General features: G+C 60.9%; 12 protein-coding genes and 4 pseudogenes. 6 read left to right on the forward strand and 10 right to left on the reverse strand.

Annotated elements, in window-relative coordinates:
• The first annotated feature begins 15 nt into the window (after nucleotides 1-15).
• Nucleotides 16-927 carry a LysR family transcriptional regulator gene (locus tag AACY31_RS24010; RefSeq protein WP_339482364.1) on the forward strand — a complete coding sequence of 304 codons (912 nt, stop codon included), beginning with the start codon at nucleotides 16-18 and terminating at the stop codon, nucleotides 925-927.
• 164 nt (nucleotides 928-1,091) lie between these two features.
• On the opposite strand, the gene AACY31_RS24015 is transcribed toward AACY31_RS24010, so the two are convergent.
• Nucleotides 1,092-2,537, reverse strand: a complete 1,446-nt coding sequence (locus AACY31_RS24015; protein ID WP_339492822.1) for a SulP family inorganic anion transporter — start codon at nucleotides 2,535-2,537, stop codon at nucleotides 1,092-1,094.
• Nucleotides 2,538-2,752: 215 nt separating this feature from the next.
• On the opposite strand from AACY31_RS24015, the pseudogene AACY31_RS24020 reads away from it, so the two are divergent.
• Both AACY31_RS24020 and AACY31_RS24025 read left to right on the forward strand, forming a co-directional pair.
• Nucleotides 2,753-2,979, forward strand: a pseudogene (locus tag AACY31_RS24020) (D-aminoacylase); the annotation flags it as partial.
• Between the two features lie 135 nt (nucleotides 2,980-3,114).
• Entirely contained in the window at nucleotides 3,115-3,483 is a 369-nt protein-coding gene (locus AACY31_RS24025; RefSeq protein WP_003197565.1) for a glyoxalase superfamily protein, read from the forward strand.
• A 250-nt stretch (nucleotides 3,484-3,733) separates the two neighbouring features.
• On the opposite strand, the gene AACY31_RS29055 is transcribed toward AACY31_RS24025, so the two are convergent.
• Entirely contained in the window at nucleotides 3,734-4,597 is an 864-nt protein-coding gene (locus AACY31_RS29055; RefSeq protein ID WP_445261576.1) for a methyl-accepting chemotaxis protein, read from the reverse strand.
• 42 nt (nucleotides 4,598-4,639) lie between these two features.
• Nucleotides 4,640-5,731 (reverse strand): annotated as a pseudogene (locus AACY31_RS29060) (methyl-accepting chemotaxis protein); the annotation flags it as partial.
• A gap of 191 nt (nucleotides 5,732-5,922) precedes the next feature.
• Between AACY31_RS29060 and AACY31_RS24035 the strand changes: the two are divergent.
• Nucleotides 5,923-6,593: pseudogene (locus AACY31_RS24035) on the forward strand (phosphatase PAP2 family protein).
• A 152-nt stretch (nucleotides 6,594-6,745) separates the two neighbouring features.
• Here the strand turns inward: AACY31_RS24035 and katG are convergent.
• A complete protein-coding gene (gene katG / locus AACY31_RS24040; RefSeq protein ID WP_339505166.1) occupies nucleotides 6,746-9,010 on the reverse strand; it encodes a catalase/peroxidase HPI in 2,265 nt (754 codons plus the stop codon).
• A gap of 367 nt (nucleotides 9,011-9,377) precedes the next feature.
• Here katG and AACY31_RS24045 point away from each other — a divergent pair, with 367 nt between their 5' ends.
• Entirely contained in the window at nucleotides 9,378-9,968 is a 591-nt protein-coding gene (locus AACY31_RS24045; protein ID WP_339482360.1) for a hypothetical protein, read from the forward strand.
• Between the two features lie 49 nt (nucleotides 9,969-10,017).
• Here the strand turns inward: AACY31_RS24045 and AACY31_RS24050 are convergent, their stop codons facing one another.
• From AACY31_RS24050 to AACY31_RS24075, 6 genes and pseudogenes are all read right to left on the reverse strand, one after another.
• Entirely contained in the window at nucleotides 10,018-11,532 is a 1,515-nt protein-coding gene (locus AACY31_RS24050; RefSeq protein ID WP_339505167.1) for an ABC transporter substrate-binding protein, read from the reverse strand.
• A gap of 28 nt (nucleotides 11,533-11,560) precedes the next feature.
• A complete protein-coding gene (locus AACY31_RS24055; RefSeq protein WP_339505168.1) occupies nucleotides 11,561-12,532 on the reverse strand; it encodes an ABC transporter ATP-binding protein in 972 nt (323 codons plus the stop codon).
• Entirely contained in the window at nucleotides 12,529-13,515 is a 987-nt protein-coding gene (locus tag AACY31_RS24060; protein ID WP_339482355.1) for an ABC transporter ATP-binding protein, read from the reverse strand. Before AACY31_RS24060 ends, AACY31_RS24055 begins: the two co-directional genes overlap by 4 nt.
• A complete protein-coding gene (locus tag AACY31_RS24065; RefSeq protein WP_339505169.1) occupies nucleotides 13,512-14,369 on the reverse strand; it encodes an ABC transporter permease in 858 nt (285 codons plus the stop codon). Before AACY31_RS24065 ends, AACY31_RS24060 begins: the two co-directional genes overlap by 4 nt.
• Nucleotides 14,366-15,312, reverse strand: a pseudogene (locus AACY31_RS24070) (ABC transporter permease). Before AACY31_RS24070 ends, AACY31_RS24065 begins: the two are co-directional and overlap by 4 nt.
• A 3-nt stretch (nucleotides 15,313-15,315) precedes the next feature.
• Nucleotides 15,316-16,203, reverse strand: a complete 888-nt coding sequence (locus AACY31_RS24075) for a proline iminopeptidase-family hydrolase (protein WP_339505170.1) — start codon at nucleotides 16,201-16,203, stop codon at nucleotides 15,316-15,318.
• A gap of 164 nt (nucleotides 16,204-16,367) precedes the next feature.
• Between AACY31_RS24075 and AACY31_RS24080 the strand changes: the two genes are divergently transcribed.
• A complete protein-coding gene (locus AACY31_RS24080; RefSeq protein WP_339482350.1) occupies nucleotides 16,368-17,129 on the forward strand; it encodes a LuxR family transcriptional regulator in 762 nt (253 codons plus the stop codon).
• Nucleotides 17,130-17,157 lie beyond the last annotated feature (28 nt).

Here is a 17,157-nt window from a genome sequence, read left to right on the forward strand (position 1 = left end):
TCGACAGGGGGATACGTGAAAGCCAGATCCGACGAATTGCAGATTTTCGTCTGCGTGATCGAGTGCGGATCCATCTCCGCCGCCGCCGAGCAGGTCGGACAGACGCCGTCGGCGGTCAGCCGCACGTTGTCGCGGCTGGAGGCCAAGCTCGACACCACGCTGATCAACCGCACCACGCGGCGCATGGACCTGACTGAGGAGGGCAAGTATTTCTTCAAGCAGGCCAAAGGCATCCTCGACCAGATGGATGAGCTGGAAGAGCGGCTGTCATCCCGCCAGAAGAACCCAGCAGGCCGCTTGCGGATCAACGCGGCCTCACCGTTCATGCTGCATGCCATCGTCCCGCACATCGAAGAGTTCCGCCGGCTCTACCCGGATATCCAGCTCGAACTCAACAGCAACGACCTGATCATCGACCTGCTGGAGCAAAGCACCGACATCGCCATCCGCATCGGCACCCTCACCGACTCGACCCTCCACGCCCGCGCCCTGGGCTGCAGCCCGTTGCACATACTGGCCAGCCCCGCTTATCTGAAGCAGCACGGCACGCCGTCAAGCGTCGCCGAGCTGGCAGGTCATGCGCTGTTGGGGTTTGCCCAGAACGAGGGCCTCAACCAGTGGCCACTGCGCCACGTACACGGTGATCGTTGGCCGATCCAGCCGGCCATCAGTGCGTCCAGCGGCGAAACCGTGCGCCACCTGGCACTGCAAGGGCAGGGCATTGCCTGCCTGTCGGACTTCATGACCCGCGAAGACATCCGTGCCGGTCGGCTGAAAGTGCTGCTGGCCGAGGCCAACAGCGGATATCGCCAGCCGATCAATGCCGTGTACTACCGCAACTCGCAACTGGCCTTGCGGATCCAGTGCTTCCTGGACTTCATCCAAGGCAAGCTCGCCGGATACGCCTCGCGGGAATTCAAGGGCTGATAACCCCTTTCCCCTATGGGAGCGAGTGATCGCAGTATCTCAGTCCACCACCTGCCCCTGTGGCAGCGAGCCTGCTCGCGATGGCGCCGGGTCAGTCGATATTGAAGTTGGCTGATCCAGCACTATCGCGAGCAAGCTCCCACAGGTTTTTGTTGGGTGTTGCTTCAGTCGTGGTGCTCGCCCGCGCGCTTGAGCATTTGCTTGCAACGCTCGGACAGGTGGAACACACGCAGGTGCTTACCGACTTTGCTGTAGCGTTCGCGCAGGGTCTTGAGTGCGGCAATGGCCGAGTAGTCGACGAAGCTCAGATGTCGGCAGTCCAGGGTGACCTGGGCCGGGTCGTTGGCCGGGTCGAACTGGTTGAGGAACGGCGTCGTCGAGGCGAAGAACAGCGTGCCGTGCAAGCGATAGAGTTTGCTGCCGTCGGCTTCCTGGTGCGCGTCGGCGTACAGCTCCCGGGCCTGTTGCCAGGCGAAGTTGAGCGCCGCGATGACGATACCGCAGAGCACGGCCACCGCCAGGTCGGTGAACACGGTAATGACGGTCACCGCGATGATCACCAACACATCATTCTTCGGCACCTTGTTGATCACCCGTAGCGAGGCCCAGGCGAAGGTCTGCTGTGCAACCACGAACATCACGCCCACCAGTGCAGCCAGCGGGATGCGCTCGATCAACGGCGACAGGAACAATACGAACAGCAACACCATCACCCCGGCCACCACGCCTGATAACCGTCCGCGTCCACCCGAGCTGAGGTTGATCACCGTCTGACCGATCATGGCGCACCCCCCCATGCCGCCGAACAGTCCGGAGGCGATGTTGGCTGCGCCCAGCGCCACGCATTCACGGTCCGGATAACCGCGGCTCTGGGTGATTTCATCCGTCAGGTTCAGGGTCAGCAGGGTTTCCAGCAAACCGACCATCGCCATGATCACCGCGTAGGGCGCGACGATCTGCAGGGTCTCCAGGTTCCAGGGAAGGTCGGGCCAGGCGAGGGTGGGTAAGCCGCCGGCGATATGGGCCATGTCGCCCAGCGTGCGGGTGGGCAGGCCGAGCAAATAGACCCCCAGGCCGATGCCGAGGATCGCCACCAGGGCCGGCGGCACGCTGCGGGTCAGGCGTGGCAGCAGGTAGACGATGGCCATGGTCAGCGCGACCAGGCCGGCCATCAGATACAGCGGGGTGCCGCTGAGCCAGGTCTCACCCTGCTTGAAATGCTCCAGTTGGGCCAGCGCAATGACAATCGCCAGGCCGTTGACGAAGCCGAGCATCACCGGGTGCGGGACCATGCGCACCAGCTTGCCCAACCGCAGCAGCCCGAACGCCGTCATGATCAGCCCGCCCAGCAGCACAGTGGCCAACAGGTATTGCACGCCGTGCTGCACCACCAGCGCGATGATGACCACGGCCATCGACCCCGCCGCACCCGACACCATGCCTGGCCGGCCGCCGAACAGCGCGGTCAGTGTGCAGATGATAAAGGCGCCGTAGAGCCCCATCAGCGGGTTGAGGTGGGCCACCAGGGCAAAGGCTATGCACTCGGGGAGCAAGGCGAAAGAGGTGGTGAGGCCGGCGAGGACGTCGGCGCGAAGACGTGCTGATTTCATGATTTACCTGACTGGGCGCCGGTGGAGAGTCGGCTGCCGGGGAGTGGTGCAAAAACAGGGGGCGATGGTACTGAATTGAGGGCTGCACGGCCAGTCATTGGGCGGCCAGGGGGCTGCTAACGGTCCTGCGGGAGCAGGCGTGCTCGCCTCAGGGGTATGAACGTTCAGTGCTGGATTTTCATGATTGTTGCGTTGCGATGTCCGTCAGCGACATGCAACGGGGAGAAATTCGTGAAGGCGATTGGGCGGACCTGGTGTTGTTCAATCCACAGACGATTCGCGACGTGGCCGACTTCAACGCGCCGCGAAGGCATCGACGGGGTGTGGGTCAATGGTGTCCTGAGTTTATTGCGACGGCCAAGCGAATGGACGCAGGGAAGGGCGGTTCCTGGCTCGCGAAGGCGATCTGGGCCAGGAATTCAGCCCATCAGACGGCGTTTGATGGTGTGCAAGTGGCCGAAATAACGTGAATTGGCGCCACAATAATGGCACTTGGGAACTAAAGAAGCCGGGCTTAAAGCCGAAGCATTGTGGGTCAACCCATCTACACTGGGTCTTTTCAGCCAGGGAGCAACCCATGAGCTTCGGTAAAACCACCCCGATCCTGCGGATATTCGATGAAGCCAAGGCGTTGGCGTTTTATGTCGACTTCCTGGGCTTTACCGTCGACTGGCAACATCGCTTCGGTGACGACTTCCCGCTGTACCTGCAAGTCTCCCGCGGCGACTGCGTGCTGCACCTGTCCGAGCACCATGGCGATTGTACGCCAGGCTCGGCGTTGCGGATCGAGACCGATGAATTGGAAGCGTTCCAACAGCAATTGCTGGCCAAGCAATACCGCTACGCCCACCCACAGATCCAGGCCATGCCCTGGGGTAGCCAGGACATGGCTATCAGTGATCCGTTTGGAAATCGGTTGGTGTTTACCAATGCGATTAACGTGTGAACCGTCTGGCAACTCCCCGAGTCCTGATGACGTAAGGCTTGTTAGCGGCAATCAATGATTTCATTGATTGCAGGAGCCCGACACTAGAGTGCTGACGGGATGTGCTTGTTCAAGCGAAAACCGTACAGGCGCGTGCAGAGAACGGCGGTAGGGCAGGGGGTGGGAGATTTGTACGAAAGAGCGATTCGTGGGCTGCGTTTATGAGCGTCCTGTGGGAGCGAGCAAGCCCGCTCCCACAGTGCGTAGGGCGTTAGACGCGGAAGTGGCTGACCATCATCTGCAACTGATTACCCAACCGCGCCAACTCAACACTGGACGCTGCGGTCTCCTCGCTGGCGGCGGCGGTCTGTTCGGACACGTCGCGCACGTTGATGATGCTGCGGCTGATCTCCTCGGCCACGGTGCTTTGCTGCTCCGCGGCAGCGGCGATTTGCTGGTTCATCGACTGGATGTTCGACACCGTGCGGGTGATGTTTTCCAGTGACGCGCCGGCTTTGCGGGTCAGGGCCACGCTGCTGTCGGTGAGGCTGCGGCTGTTGTTCATCACGGCCGCCACTTGTTGGGTGCCGTTCTGCAGGCCGGCCACCAGGCCTTCGATTTCTTCGGTGGATTTCTGCGTGCGCTGGGCCAGGCCACGGACTTCGTCGGCCACCACGGCAAAACCACGCCCGGCTTCACCGGCGCGTGCCGCTTCGATCGCCGCGTTGAGCGCCAGCAGGTTGGTCTGCTCGGCCACGGCCTTGATCACATCCATGACGCTGCCGATCTTGTCGCTTTCCTGTTGCAGCACGGTCATGGCGTCGGTGGAACGCCCCACCTCGCTGGCCAGGCGTTCGATCTGGACGATGGCTTCGCTGACCACCTGATCGCCGGCACGGGCTTCGCCATCAGCGGCGGCTGCGGCCCGGGAGGCCTCTTCGGCGTTGCGGGCCACTTCCTGGACCGTGGCGGTCATTTCGTGCATGGCGGTCGCGACCTGATCGGTCTCGACTTTCTGGCTGTTGACCCCGGCGCTGGTCTGCTCGGTCACGGCGGACAGTTCTTCGGCGGCGCTGGCGATCTGGGTCACGCCATCGCGGATGCCGCTGATCAGGTCGCGCAGGGTCACGCCCATGCGCGCGATGCCTTGTTGCAGCACGCCCAGTTCATCGCGACGGGTGACGATGACCGTGTGCGAGAGGTCGCCGCTGGCGATCCGCTCGACCACGGCCAGGGTGTCGCGCAGCGGGCCGGTGATCTGGCGAGTGATGATCACGGCTGCAATGACCCCAACCAGCAACGCCAGCAGGGTGCTGACCAGTTGCAGGGTGCGGGCCTGGGCACTTTCGGCGTCGCGGCGCTCGAGTTGGATGTGGTACAGCTGTTCGCTCAACGTCACGATTGACGCGCCCTGGTCGGTCATTTCCTTGCGCGCCTGTACCGCGTCGGCGGTGGCCAGCTTGAAGGCCTGCACGGCGCTGCGGTATTGGGCCAGGGCGTTTTCCAGTTGGCGCAGTTCATCCTGACGGGTGCTGGAGAAATGCTCGTTCAGCGGCTTGAGCGACGCGATGGCGGCGTCCAGTTGGGCGGCGGCTTTGCGTTCGGTGTCGGCGTTGCTGTTGGTCGTGTAGCCGCGCACTTCATAGCGGGCCAGCATGAAGTCCTGCTTGGCCTGGGTGATGGCCTGGAACTGGGCGAAACGCTCATCGCCGGGGCCCATTTTCCGCACGTCCGAATCCAGGGTCTCAATCAGCTTGTAGGCGATCTCTGCGTCCGTCCCCATGGCATCGCGGGCGGTGTTGCCCGTGCGGTAGGCGCTGCGCATTTTGTTCAGGGACACCTGGTAGGCGCTGATGACTGCGCTCTGCTCCTTGAGCAACTTGACGTTTTCCGGGCTCTTTAAGCTGCTGAGCAGGGCGTTCTGTTGTGCCACGAAACCATCGAGGGTGGTCTGCACGTTTTGGGCGGCGGTCTCGTTACCGTTGGTCAGCATGTATTGCAGGCGCGTGACCCGAAGTTTGGTCAGGCCGGCGTTGAGCTGGGTGATGTCGCTCATCCAGTTGCTGCGTTTGATCAGCCCGTCCAGGCTGGTCCAACTGGTCAGGGCCAGTAGGCAAGTCAATACCAGCACCAGACCAAAGCCCAGGCCCAATTTCATGTTGACGCTAATGTTGCCAAACCAGCTGTTCATCAAATTCCTCCAGGAACGTTGTGCTGCTTGATCGTCGGTACGCTGGAAGATTGTTGTTGTTAAGAGCCAGCAGAGCATGTAACAGGGCTGTATCGGCGGTGGGTTCAAGATCTGTAAGTTTTTTTCCGGGTATCTGTGTGAGCAAGCGTTGCTCGCACCCCAAGCTTTTTTCACTTCTGTTTCACCGCCCGCCCACGTCGGTTTCTCTACTGTCGCGCCATCGAATGACTGGGTGGATGCCGTTGGGGCGGCTTGATGTGGAACGGAGACTGAGCCTTTTCGGCCTGAGGCGCTCGATCGATACGCGCCGCTTTGCCCGTTACCAAAACGCCGTGGTGGTGTTCTTGCTGTTCGACATGACTCGCATCGACATCGCCTTCAGCAATTTACTCTACGACCCGCTGCACCAGGTCTTTCCGTTGGAGCACGTGCGGCTGTTCGAGAAAATCACCCATAAGTGGGCCAGGATCATTCCGAACTGGACCGGTGAGGCGGCCACTATCTGTGTGCTGTTGTCGTTTGTCTGGCCGATCTTCAAGCCGAAAAAGTGCCTGGGGTTACTGCGCCTGTTGGAGAAAATCCGGTTCGCCGCGCCGTTGCGTTTTGCCCACAAACATCGGCGCGACTTTCTCTATGTGGTCTTCGCCTTTTTCCTCAGCACCGGGGTGGTCCATTACCTCAAGGGCCACACCAGCGTGTACTGCCCGGTGGAAACCACCCAATACGCCGGCAAGATCGAGCACAAGGAATGGTTCCAGAATTTCGACCTGCTGAAAATTACGTGTCCCACACGTTCTGGGCGGGGATTTTCGTCTGGTTGAGTTGTTGGCTGATGGCGTTGCTGTTTTATGGGCGCACGGCCTTGGAGCAACCTGTGTTGAAATCAGCGCGAGTGACGGCGGCGGCTGTCTTGCCTGCGTCGGGCAACGCGTCAGCCTGAATGCCAGGCAAAAAAAAGCCCGCTGGGAGTGCGGGCTAAAACCTTAGTTTCTTGAATGAGCGAGGCGACTGTACCCAATCACGCGGGGGTGTGGGGTGAAGAAAAGTTCATGAGGTCGCTTCCTTGCCAGACCTCATGTCCTCGGACGCTGCTCACCTGAGATCAAACCGATCCAGGTTCATCACCTTGACCCACGCCGCGATGAAGTCCTTGACGAACTGCCCCTGCGCATCCGGGCTGGCATAGACTTCGGCCAAGGCCCGTAGCTGAGCATTGGAGCCGAAGACCAGGTCGACACGGGTGCCGGTCCATTTGACCTGGCCGCTCTTGCGGTCTCGGGCCTCGAAGGTTTCCTGGGTGTCGGAAAGGGCTTTCCACTCCACGCCCATGTCGAGCAGGTTGACGAAAAAGTCGTTGGTCAACGTCCCGGGCCGTTGGGTAAAGACACCGTGCGCCGTGTGGCCGACGTTGGTGTCCAGCACCCGCAGACCGCCGATCAATGCCGTCATTTGCGGGGCGCTGAGGGTCAGCAGTTGGGCCTTGTCGATCAGCAACGCCTCGGCAGACACGCGGTACCGGCCCTTGAGGTAGTTGCGAAAGCCATCGGCGATGGGTTCGAGAAAACCGAACGACTCGACGTCCGTCTGCTCCTGATTCGCGTCCATGCGTCCCGGCGCGAACGGTACCGTCACGCTGAGCCCGGCATTTTTCGCGGCTTGTTCAATACCGGCGCTGCCGGCCAGCACGATCAGGTCTGCCAGGGAGATTTTCTTGCCGCCGGATTGGGCGGCGTTGAACTCATTCCGGACCCCTTCGAGGGTCGCCAGCACCTTGGCCAGTTGTTCGGGCTGGTTGGCCGGCCAATCTTTCTGCGGGGCCAGGCGCAGGCGGCCACCGTTGGCGCCGCCGCGTTTGTCGGAGCCACGGAAGGTGGAAGCCGCGGCCCATGCCGTAGACACAAGCTGTGAAACCGACAGGCCCGAGGCCAGTAGCTTGCCTTTGAGGGCGGCGATGTCGCTGTCGTTGACCAGCGGATGGTCGACCGCCGGGATAGGGTCCTGCCACAGCAGTTCTTCGCTGGGCAGTTCCGGGCCAAGGTAGCGTGAGAGCGGGCCCATGTCGCGGTGGATCAGCTTGAACCAGGCGCGGGCAAAGGCGTCGGACAACTGGTCGGGGTTGGCCAGGAAGCGCCGGGAGATTTTTTCGTAGATCGGGTCGAAGCGCAGCGCCAGGTCGGTGGTCAGCATCGTGGGGTTACGCCGTTTGGACGGGTCGTGGGCATCGGGGATGATGCCTGCGCCGGCACCGTTTTTCGGCGTCCATTGGTGTGCGCCTGCCGGGCTCTTGGTCAGTTCCCACTCGAAGCCGAACAGGTTCTCCAGGTAGTTATTGCTCCAGCGGGTGGGCGTGGTGGTCCAGGTGACTTCCAGGCCGCTGGTGATGGTGTCGGCGCCTTTACCGGTGCCGAAGGTGCTTTTCCAGCCCAGGCCTTGCAGTTCCAGGCCAGCAGCCTCGGGCTCGGCGCCGACGTTGTCCGCAGGCCCGGCGCCGTGGGTCTTGCCGAAGGCGTGGCCGCCGGCAATCAATGCCACGGTTTCTTCATCGTTCATGGCCATGCGGGCGAAGGTTTCGCGGATGTCCACCCCGGCGGCGACCGGGTCTGGTTGGCCCTCGGGGCCTTCCGGGTTGACGTAGATCAGCCCCATCTGCACGGCGGCCAGCGGGTTCTCCAGGTTGCGTCCCTCGTCGGTGCGGCTTTCTTCGTTGCCTGGCTCGGCCACCAATTGGCCTTCGCCGGGGTCTTGCATGGCGGCTTTGTCGGGCTTGGCGTAGCGAACATCGCCCCCCAGCCATGTGTTTTCGCAACCCCAGTAGACGTCTTCATCCGGCTCCCAGACATCGGCGCGGCCTCCGGAAAAACCGAAGGTCTTGAAGCCCATGGACTCCAGCGCGACGTTGCCGGTGAGGACGATCAGGTCGGCCCAGGAGATATTGCGACCATACTTTTGCTTGATCGGCCACAGCAGCCGACGCGCCTTGTCGAGGCTGACGTTGTCTGGCCAGCTGTTGAGCGGTGCAAATCGCTGCTGGCCGGAACCGGCCCCACCGCGCCCGTCACCAGTGCGGTAGGTGCCTGCACTGTGCCAGGCCATGCGAATAAAGAGCGGCCCATAGTGGCCGAAATCCGCCGGCCACCAGTCTTGCGAGTCGGTCATCAGTGCATTCAGGTCTTGTTTCAGGGACTGGAAGTCCAGGCGCTTGAACGCTTCGGCATAGTTGAAATCCTCGCCCATGGGATCGGACAGCGAGGAGTGTTGATGCAGGATCTTCAGATTCAGCTGGTTCGGCCACCAGTCGCGGTTCGTCGTGCCACCGCCAGCGGCGTGATTGAACGGACATTTCGATTCGTTTGCCATGAGAAGCTACCTTTGGTCGTATTCATCCAGCTATCCAGCCCAGTCGGGCTCCGAATAGCGACAGGCGAAATAAATGACGCAGGGCGCAGGGCTTACCGTTCGCTCAAGTGATCGTGTGCGGCCACACGGTAACGCGCGAGACGAGTTACCCGTGCGGTGGCCCACGGCAAGCCCAATACGTTTCTGAACGCTTCGTATCTCTTTGTCAGGTTTCACGGGCCAGATTGCACCAGCCTGAATTCAGGCTAGTCTCCCGTTGCCAGATAGCTAATAGGCGCAGTGTTAACGGTCGATAGGGATAATCTTTTATCGGGGCCCGGCGCAGAGACAGATGATATGAACAGCGCCTGCCGTGACGGACCCAATAATGAACAAATGCCCGCGCAGCACGGCCTTCCACGAAGCGGGTCATGCCCTGGCCTTTTGGTGGAACGGTCAACCGATAAAACGCATCACCGTGCGTACCAAGGCTGAAGCCCGCGCGGGGCCTCTGTTCGACCTGCGCGGTAACCCGCAATACGCAGAAGGGTTGGTCGAAGCTGACTACCTTGTCTCGCACCCGGCCTTCGACGCCCCGGGGATCGCTGAATACCTGCCCTCGATGGTCGATGCCATTGAGCGGGACCTGCTCCATTGCTTCGCGGGGCCAGTGGCCGAAGCGATCTACCGGCACCGCCGGTCCGACCAGTTGATCAGGGGCAGCGGTCGCGGTGACCTGGACCGCGGGCACGAATTGATCAGCCTGTTACCACCGCGCAAGCTGATTGATGCCCAATCCCTGGCCATCGCCCGTTGCAGTTGCCTGGTGCACCGTTACTGGCCAGCTGTCAGCGCCGTGGCGGCCTTTGTGCAAACGCACGGTACGGTTGAGGGGAATGCCGTCACGGCGCTGCTGTGCGAGATGACCGGGGAGCAGCCGATGTTGCTTGGTCATCAAGTGGCAAGCCTCGACCTGTGATCAAGGCTTGCCACTGGCCTTATCCGACTCGGCTCAAAGCCATTACTTGCTAGCGCTTCACCGTTTCCTCAAGAGAGAAGCGCCCCAGTGGGTTTTGTTGGAAGTGCTCGATGTTCTTGCGAGAAATATTGATGTACGGGCTGTAGTAGAGATCGATCCAGTTGACGTCCTGCTTGGCGATCGCCTGGAGGTCGGTGTACATCTGCTTGCGCTTGGTCGGGTCCACTTCTACCCGTGCGGCCGCGACCAGATCCTTGACCTTGTCGTTCTTGTAGCGGGTCATGTAGTTCATGTTGGTGTCGTGTCCCAGCACGAAGGTGGTCTTTTGGTCCGGGTCGAGGATGTCGTTGGTCCAGTACATCACGGACAGATCGTAATCGCCGTCGATCAGCATCTGCCAGCTCTGGGTCGGATCGACTTTCTGCAAGGTGGCTGTCACGCCAACTGCGGCGAGCTGTTGCTGGACCAGCACGGCGATCTGTTCGTCAGCTTCATTGCCTGCATTGACCACATAGTTGAGCTTCAGGCCTGACGCGCCTGCATCCGCCAGCATTTTCTTGGCTTTTTCCGGGTCATACGGGCGTTGCAGGTTATCGGCATTGTGATAAAGCGCGCCTTTAGGAATGTAGGAATACGCCACCTGACCATGGCCGAACGTCACGGTATCGACCAGCGATTTTTTGTTGATCGCAAGGTCCAGCGCCTGACGTACTTCAGGCTTGCCCAGCAGTCCGTGCTCATGGTTGATCAGCAGATGATCCTCACGGGTGGAGGGGTCCATGTGTACGACCAGGTTGGGATCTTTCTTCAGGGTTTCGACGCGCGAGAAGGGCACGAAGATCGCCGAATCCAGTTCGCCGGCCTGTACCTTCAACATCCGCGTATTGTCATCCGGGATGGAGATCCATTCCACGCCATCCAGGCTGACCGTGTCGGCCTGCCAGAAGTGGGGGTTCTTCTCCAGCACCACGCGATCACCGCGTAGCCACTCCTTGACGATAAAGGCGCCAGAGGCGACGGGGTCCTGGGCATAGGCATCCTCACCCATTTTTTCCATGGCCTTTTGCGACAGGATGGAGACGTTGGGCAACGCCAGCTGCGCGAGGAAGGGCACTGAAGGGCTTGTGAGTGTTACCACCAGTGTCTGCGGGTCGGGTGCTTGGGCCTTGTCGATAATCTTGTAGGAGTCGCTCCACAGCGACCCTTTGTTGTCGCGAATGCGCAACAGACTGAACGCTGCATCGCTGGCGGTAATCGGTGAACCGTCGGAGAACTTGGCCGAGCGCAGTTTGAAGGTATAGGTCAGGCCATCGTCGGAAACCTGCCAGCTTTCGGCCAGCCCCGGTACCAGCTTGGTGCCGGTGTTGTCGACGCGCACCAATACGTCGTAAACATTGGAGAACACCCAGTTGTCGCGGTTCTGAGCGCTTTTGATCGGGTCGAACGTCGTACTTTCTTCACGGCAACCGATGGTCAGCACGCCTGCTGCCTGGGCGACACCTGCCGCCAGTGTGCAAACGGTCAACGTCGCGGCGGTCAGCAACTTCAAATGTTTCGATCGCATGGTCAAACTCCCTATTGATGAATGTTTTTTAGAGCAATGGCTCTCCGAGCACACAGCTATAACGATGTCCATTGATGTCACGGATGGGGGGCGGCGCTTTCGCGCAGATGGGTTGTGCATGCCGGCAGCGCGGGTGAAAAGCGCAGCCGGATGGAAGATTCAGGGGGCTGGGCGGCTCGCCAGGCAGGGGGGCGCCCAGCAATGGTCGAGTCGGGTCGATGTGTGGAATGGACTCGATCAGCGCGACGGTATAGGGATGCCGCGGGCTGCTGAACACGGCCTCCGTGGGGCCTTGCTCGACGATCTCGCCGAGGTACATCACGGCGACCCGATCACATATCCGTCGAACGATCGCCAGGTCGTGGGCAATGAACAGAATCGCCAGGTTCATGCGCTGGCGCAGTTCCAGCAGCAGGTTGATGATCTGTCCCTGGATGGAAACGTCCAGCGCGGCCACGCATTCATCGGCAATGATCAACCGTGGCTCGATGGCCAGTGCCCGAGCGATCCCCACGCGTTGGCATTGACCGCCACTCAACGAGCCCGGCTTGCGGTTGGCCAGCTGCGGCCGCAGGCCGACCAGGGTCAGCAACTCATCGACCCGATGGCGAATCAGCGATGCTGGGGTCGCACATCGCACGCGCAGCACTTCAGCCAGGGTATCGCCAATGCTCATTCGCGGATTGAGGGCGGTATAAGGATCCTGGAAAATCATCGCGGTTTCGTGGCGCAGTCGCTCGATGTCGATCCGCTTGCCTTGCGCCATATCCACGCCATCGAACAGGATTTGTCCGGCGCTGACCTCATTGAGGCGCAAGATGGCCCGACCCAGGGTGCTCTTGCCACTGCCCGACTCACCCACCAGCCCAAGCACCTCCCCGGTGGCCAGGCTCAGCGACACACCGTTGACGGCTTTGACCCATTGCCTGTTGATCCCGAACGGACCACTGCCAGGGGCGGCGAAGCGCACCTGTAGATCCTTCACGTGCAACAGGGTCATGACGAAGCTCCCACAGGCAGCGGGTAATGGCAGGCCACCCGGTGTGCCTGTGCCGTGACTTGCATCTGTGGCAACAGCTGCGTGCACTGGCTGCCCTGCTGAAGGCAGCGTGGATTGAAGCGGCAACCGGTGGGCAGCGCATCCAGCAGAGGAGGCTGGCCGGCGATGGTTTTGAGCATGGCATGGCCGGCGCTGGTAGCCGGTTGGCAGTCGATCAGGGCCGCCGTATAGGGATGTCGTGGGTGAGCCAGCAGATCTAGCTTGTTGCCGTGCTCGCAGAGCCGACCGGCGTACATTACCGCGATGGAATCACAGGTCTGGGCGACGACCCCCAGGTCGTGGGTGATCATGATGATTGACAGCCCACGTTGATCGCGCAAATCCAGGAGCAGGCGCAGGATCTGTGCCTGTACGGTGACATCCAGGGCAGTGGTCGGCTCATCGGCGATCAGCACCTGGGGGTTGCAACCCAATGCCACGGCAATCATGGCGCGTTGACGCATGCCACCGGAAAACTCATGGGGGTAACTGTCGACCCGCCTTAGCGGATCGGGAATGCCCACCTGGCGTAACACATCAATGGCCTTGGCCCGTGCTTCACGTTTGGACGCCCCCTGATGCAGGCGTATGCCCTCGCCGATCTGTTCGCCGATACGCATCAGCGGGTCAAGATGACTGCCAGGATTCTGAAAAATCATCCCCAGCCGCCGACCCCGTATGCGCCGCATGTCGGCTTCATCCAGCGGCAGCAGGTCCTCACCGGCAAGGCGCACGGCCTTGCCCTGGACCCGTAGGTTCGAAGAGGGTAGCAAGCGCATCAAGGCCCGGCAGGCCATCGTCTTGCCTGAGCCGCTTTCACCCACCAGACCGAGGATTTCACCTTCCGCCAGGTCAAATGACACACGATCCACCAGCGTGACTTCGCGCTCACCGTGGCCGGCGATCACGCTGAGGTCCTCGACGTGCAACACCGGTGTGCTCATGGACGCTCTCCGAGGTGCTCGGCGACACCGTCGGCCAACAGACTGAAGCCCATGGCCAGGGTGACGATCGCCAGTCCCGGGAAGGTGCAGATCCACCAGGCATTGGTGATAAAACTCTGGCCCTCGGCGACCATCGTGCCCCACTCGGCGGTGGGTGGCTGAACCCCCAGGCCGAGGTAGCTGACCGCCGCCCCATTGAGCAGTACCAGCACCGCGTCGGACATGGAAAACACGATCGAGCCGAACATGGCATTGGGCAACAGGTGCCGAAACAGAATGCGTCCATGACCAAAGCCCAGGCTTTTCGCCGCCAAGGCGAAATCGCTCTCCTTGAGCACCAGAATCTGCGAGCGGATCAGCCGTGCATAGGACACCCAACCCACCAGGGCCATCGCAATATAAAAGCTGCTCAGGCCGGGGCCGAGGATGGCCATGATTGCCAACATCAGCACCAGGAAAGGGAAGGCCAGAATAATATCGATCAGGCGCATGCAGATCGTGTCGAACCGGCCACCGATATAGCCGGCCAAGGCGCCGACGCAAGTGCCGATCAAGAACGGGAAAATCACCCCGATCACGGAAATCTGCAAGTCGATGCGCGCGCCCCAGATCACTCGGGAAAGAACGTCGCGGCCGAAATTGTCCGTGCCGAACGGATGGGCCAGGCTCGGCCCCAGCAGGCGGATATCGGTGTTCTGGGCAATCGGATCGAAGGGTGCGACCCAGGGTGCGAAGAGTGCGAGCAACAGCCAGCCAAACAGAATCGCCAGGCCCAGCACGGTGGCCAGGCGACGGTTGCGCAAGCCCAAACGCAGCGCAAGACGCCAGGCGGGACTGAGGGTCTGGCCGCTCATCGCATGTTCACCCGCGGGTCGATCATCACGGTCAGCACATCGGCGAGGAAATTGACCGTGACGGTGGCGAGGGCCAGCACCATGGCCACGCCTTGGACCACCATGTAGTCGCGGGTAAAGATACCGCGTACCAGCAATTGGCCGATGCCGGGAATGGCAAACAGACTTTCGATGACCACCGTGCCGCTGATCAACCAGCCGATGTTCACCGCCAGCAGGTTGACCGCCGGCACCAGGGAGTTGGGCAGCACATGCCGCCGAAATATCGCCCGCTCGGACAAGCCCCGGGCCCGTGCAGCGGTGGCATGATCGGCGTGTAGCTCCATGAGCATGTTGGCGCGCAGATTGCGCACCAGAACGGCGCAGAGGGCCAAGGCAATGGTCAGGCACGGCAAACCATGTGATGCAGTTTGTCCCAGGCTGTACGTCCATAGCCTGAGACCGGAAATAGCCCCAACTGCACACTGAACAGCAGGATCAACATGATGCCCAGCCAAAACGCCGGCATGCCGAGCCCTGCGGTGGTGAACAGGCGAATCAGGTGATCCTGCCAGCCGCCCTTGTTGCGCGCCGCCACCGTTGCCAGCGGCACGGCAATCAGCAGCGCCAGCAGTACGCTGCCGAGCACCAGGAACAGGGTTGGCTCAATGCGGGTACTGATCAGCTTCAAGGCATCGACTTTGTAGAGCAGCGATTGGCCGAGATCGCCTTTGAGCAGGTTCTTGAGAAAGTAGAAGTACTGCATCCACAACGGCTGGTCGAGACCGTACTGGGCACGAATCCGGATCAGCGCCTCCGGTGTGCTGCGCGAGCCCAGCAGCGCCCGGGCGGGGTCCCCGGGGATTGAGCGCACGAGCACAAAGGTGATCATGCTGATGCCAAACAGCACCGGCAATAGCTGTAGCGGGCGCGACAGTATGAAACGGTAGCGCGCCAGGTTCATGGGCTAGTTCCGATGGCGGCGCAGAAAATCCAGCAGGACTGGGAAGTAGGCGTGGGGCTCTTCGTAGAACGGCATGTGGCTGCTGTTGGGGAACACATTCAGTTGTACATCCTTGAGCGCCATTTTCATGCGCATAGCACAGGCGGGCGTCAGTTCATCATGTTGACCGGTGGTGATCAGCACAGGCATTTCGAAGCCGGCCATCTGCTCGATGCGATTCCAGTCCTTGAGATTACCGGTATAGAGAAATTCGTTGGGGCCCTGCATGGTCATGTAGGGCCCCATGTTCCAGTCACCCAGGGAACGTGTCACCGGTGCTGGCCACTCGTCCAGACGGCAGACATGGCGATAGTTGAGCAGGGTGATGGCCGCCTGGTATTGCGGATGATCCAGGGTGCCCAAGGCTTCATGGCGCTGCATCATCGCGACGGTCTCACTGCCCAGGGCAGCCCGCAGACGCTCGAGCTCCAGGGACAGGTGGGGGATATCGCCGGCGGTATTTTCCAGAATCAGGGTTTTCAGCGCTTGGGGGTGATGAATGGCGTACTCGATCGCCAGCCAGCCACCCCAGGAGTGCCCTAGCAGGTGCACTTTGCCCAGGTCGAGGGCTTGGCGGACGGTCTCGACCTCCGCCACATAGCGGGTGATGTCCCACAGGGATTCGTCAGTAGGCCTGGCCGAGGCACCGGTACCCAATTGATCGAAGGCGATGACCCGCAAGCCCTTTTCCTTGAGCCAGCCATGGCTGTCACGCAGATAATCGCAAGGCAATCCCGGGCCGCCATTGAGGCACAACAGCACCTCGTCGCCGTCGCCAAAGCCATAGGCCACCAGGTGATGACCATCGACTTCCACGTCGTACCGCTGGTCTGACTCGATCTCACGCCACATCATTGCTCTCCTGCTCGGGTGCCGCTCGTTGGCTAAACCTTACCGAGGAAACTACGCGCCCATAAGCTAGCAATTCTTATAGGTTTGATCTGGCATTCCCTCGCCCAGGCATGGCATTCTACTTGCACGATTTCAGGATTGAAATTAATAAGGGAGCTGAATGGATGCAGGCCAAGCTGTCTGACTTCAATACTCGTCTTTTATCTGGCAGGAGCCTGGACGAACAGATGGATAACGCCTTGGGGATGGTCCAGGCGTTAGGCTTTGAAGCGTTGGTGTACGACTACAGTCCGGTGCCGCTGGATCATGAAGGGGCGCTGATCACCCCGGCTGTGCTGAAGTTGCGCAATACCCCCCGTGATTGGCACTCGCTCTGGTGTGAAGAAGGTTATTACCAGATCGACCCTGTCCAGCATCTGGCAATCAATACCATTTCCCCTTTTGTCTGGTCCTATCGACCGGAGGCCGACACGGTGCTGCAGTCGTTCATCGGCCAGTGTCATGCACCGGTCGTGAGCTATCTGCAGGATTCGCGCATGACCTGTGGCGTGACGGTGCCGATGCATTTGCCCAAAGGCGGCTTTGCGACATTGACCGGGCTGCGCGCCGATACGAAGGGGAGCTCCCTGCCGGATATCCGGCAAACGCTGGGCGACTTCAGCTTGATTTCCCATGCCCTGCAAGAGGCGGCTTTTCCGCTGCTCGGCAAGGAAGCCCGCGCATGCCCGGTTCGCCTGACCAAACGCGAGCGTGAGTGCTTGAGATTAGCCGCTGAAGGGTTGACGGCGGGGGACATCGCCAGGCAACTGAATCGTTCCTTGGCCACCATCACCCTCCACCTGACGTCTGCAATGCACAAGCTTGGCGCCAAAAATCGGGTCCAGGCCGTGGTCAGGGCGGTGCATTATCGGTTGCTCGATAGCTGAAATCGGGCAAAAACCTATCTGTTTCTCT

Origin of the sequence: Pseudomonas sp. RL_105y_Pfl2_101 (genome assembly GCF_963970585.1) — a bacterium.
Taxonomy (GTDB): Bacteria; Pseudomonadota; Gammaproteobacteria; order Pseudomonadales; family Pseudomonadaceae; genus Aquipseudomonas.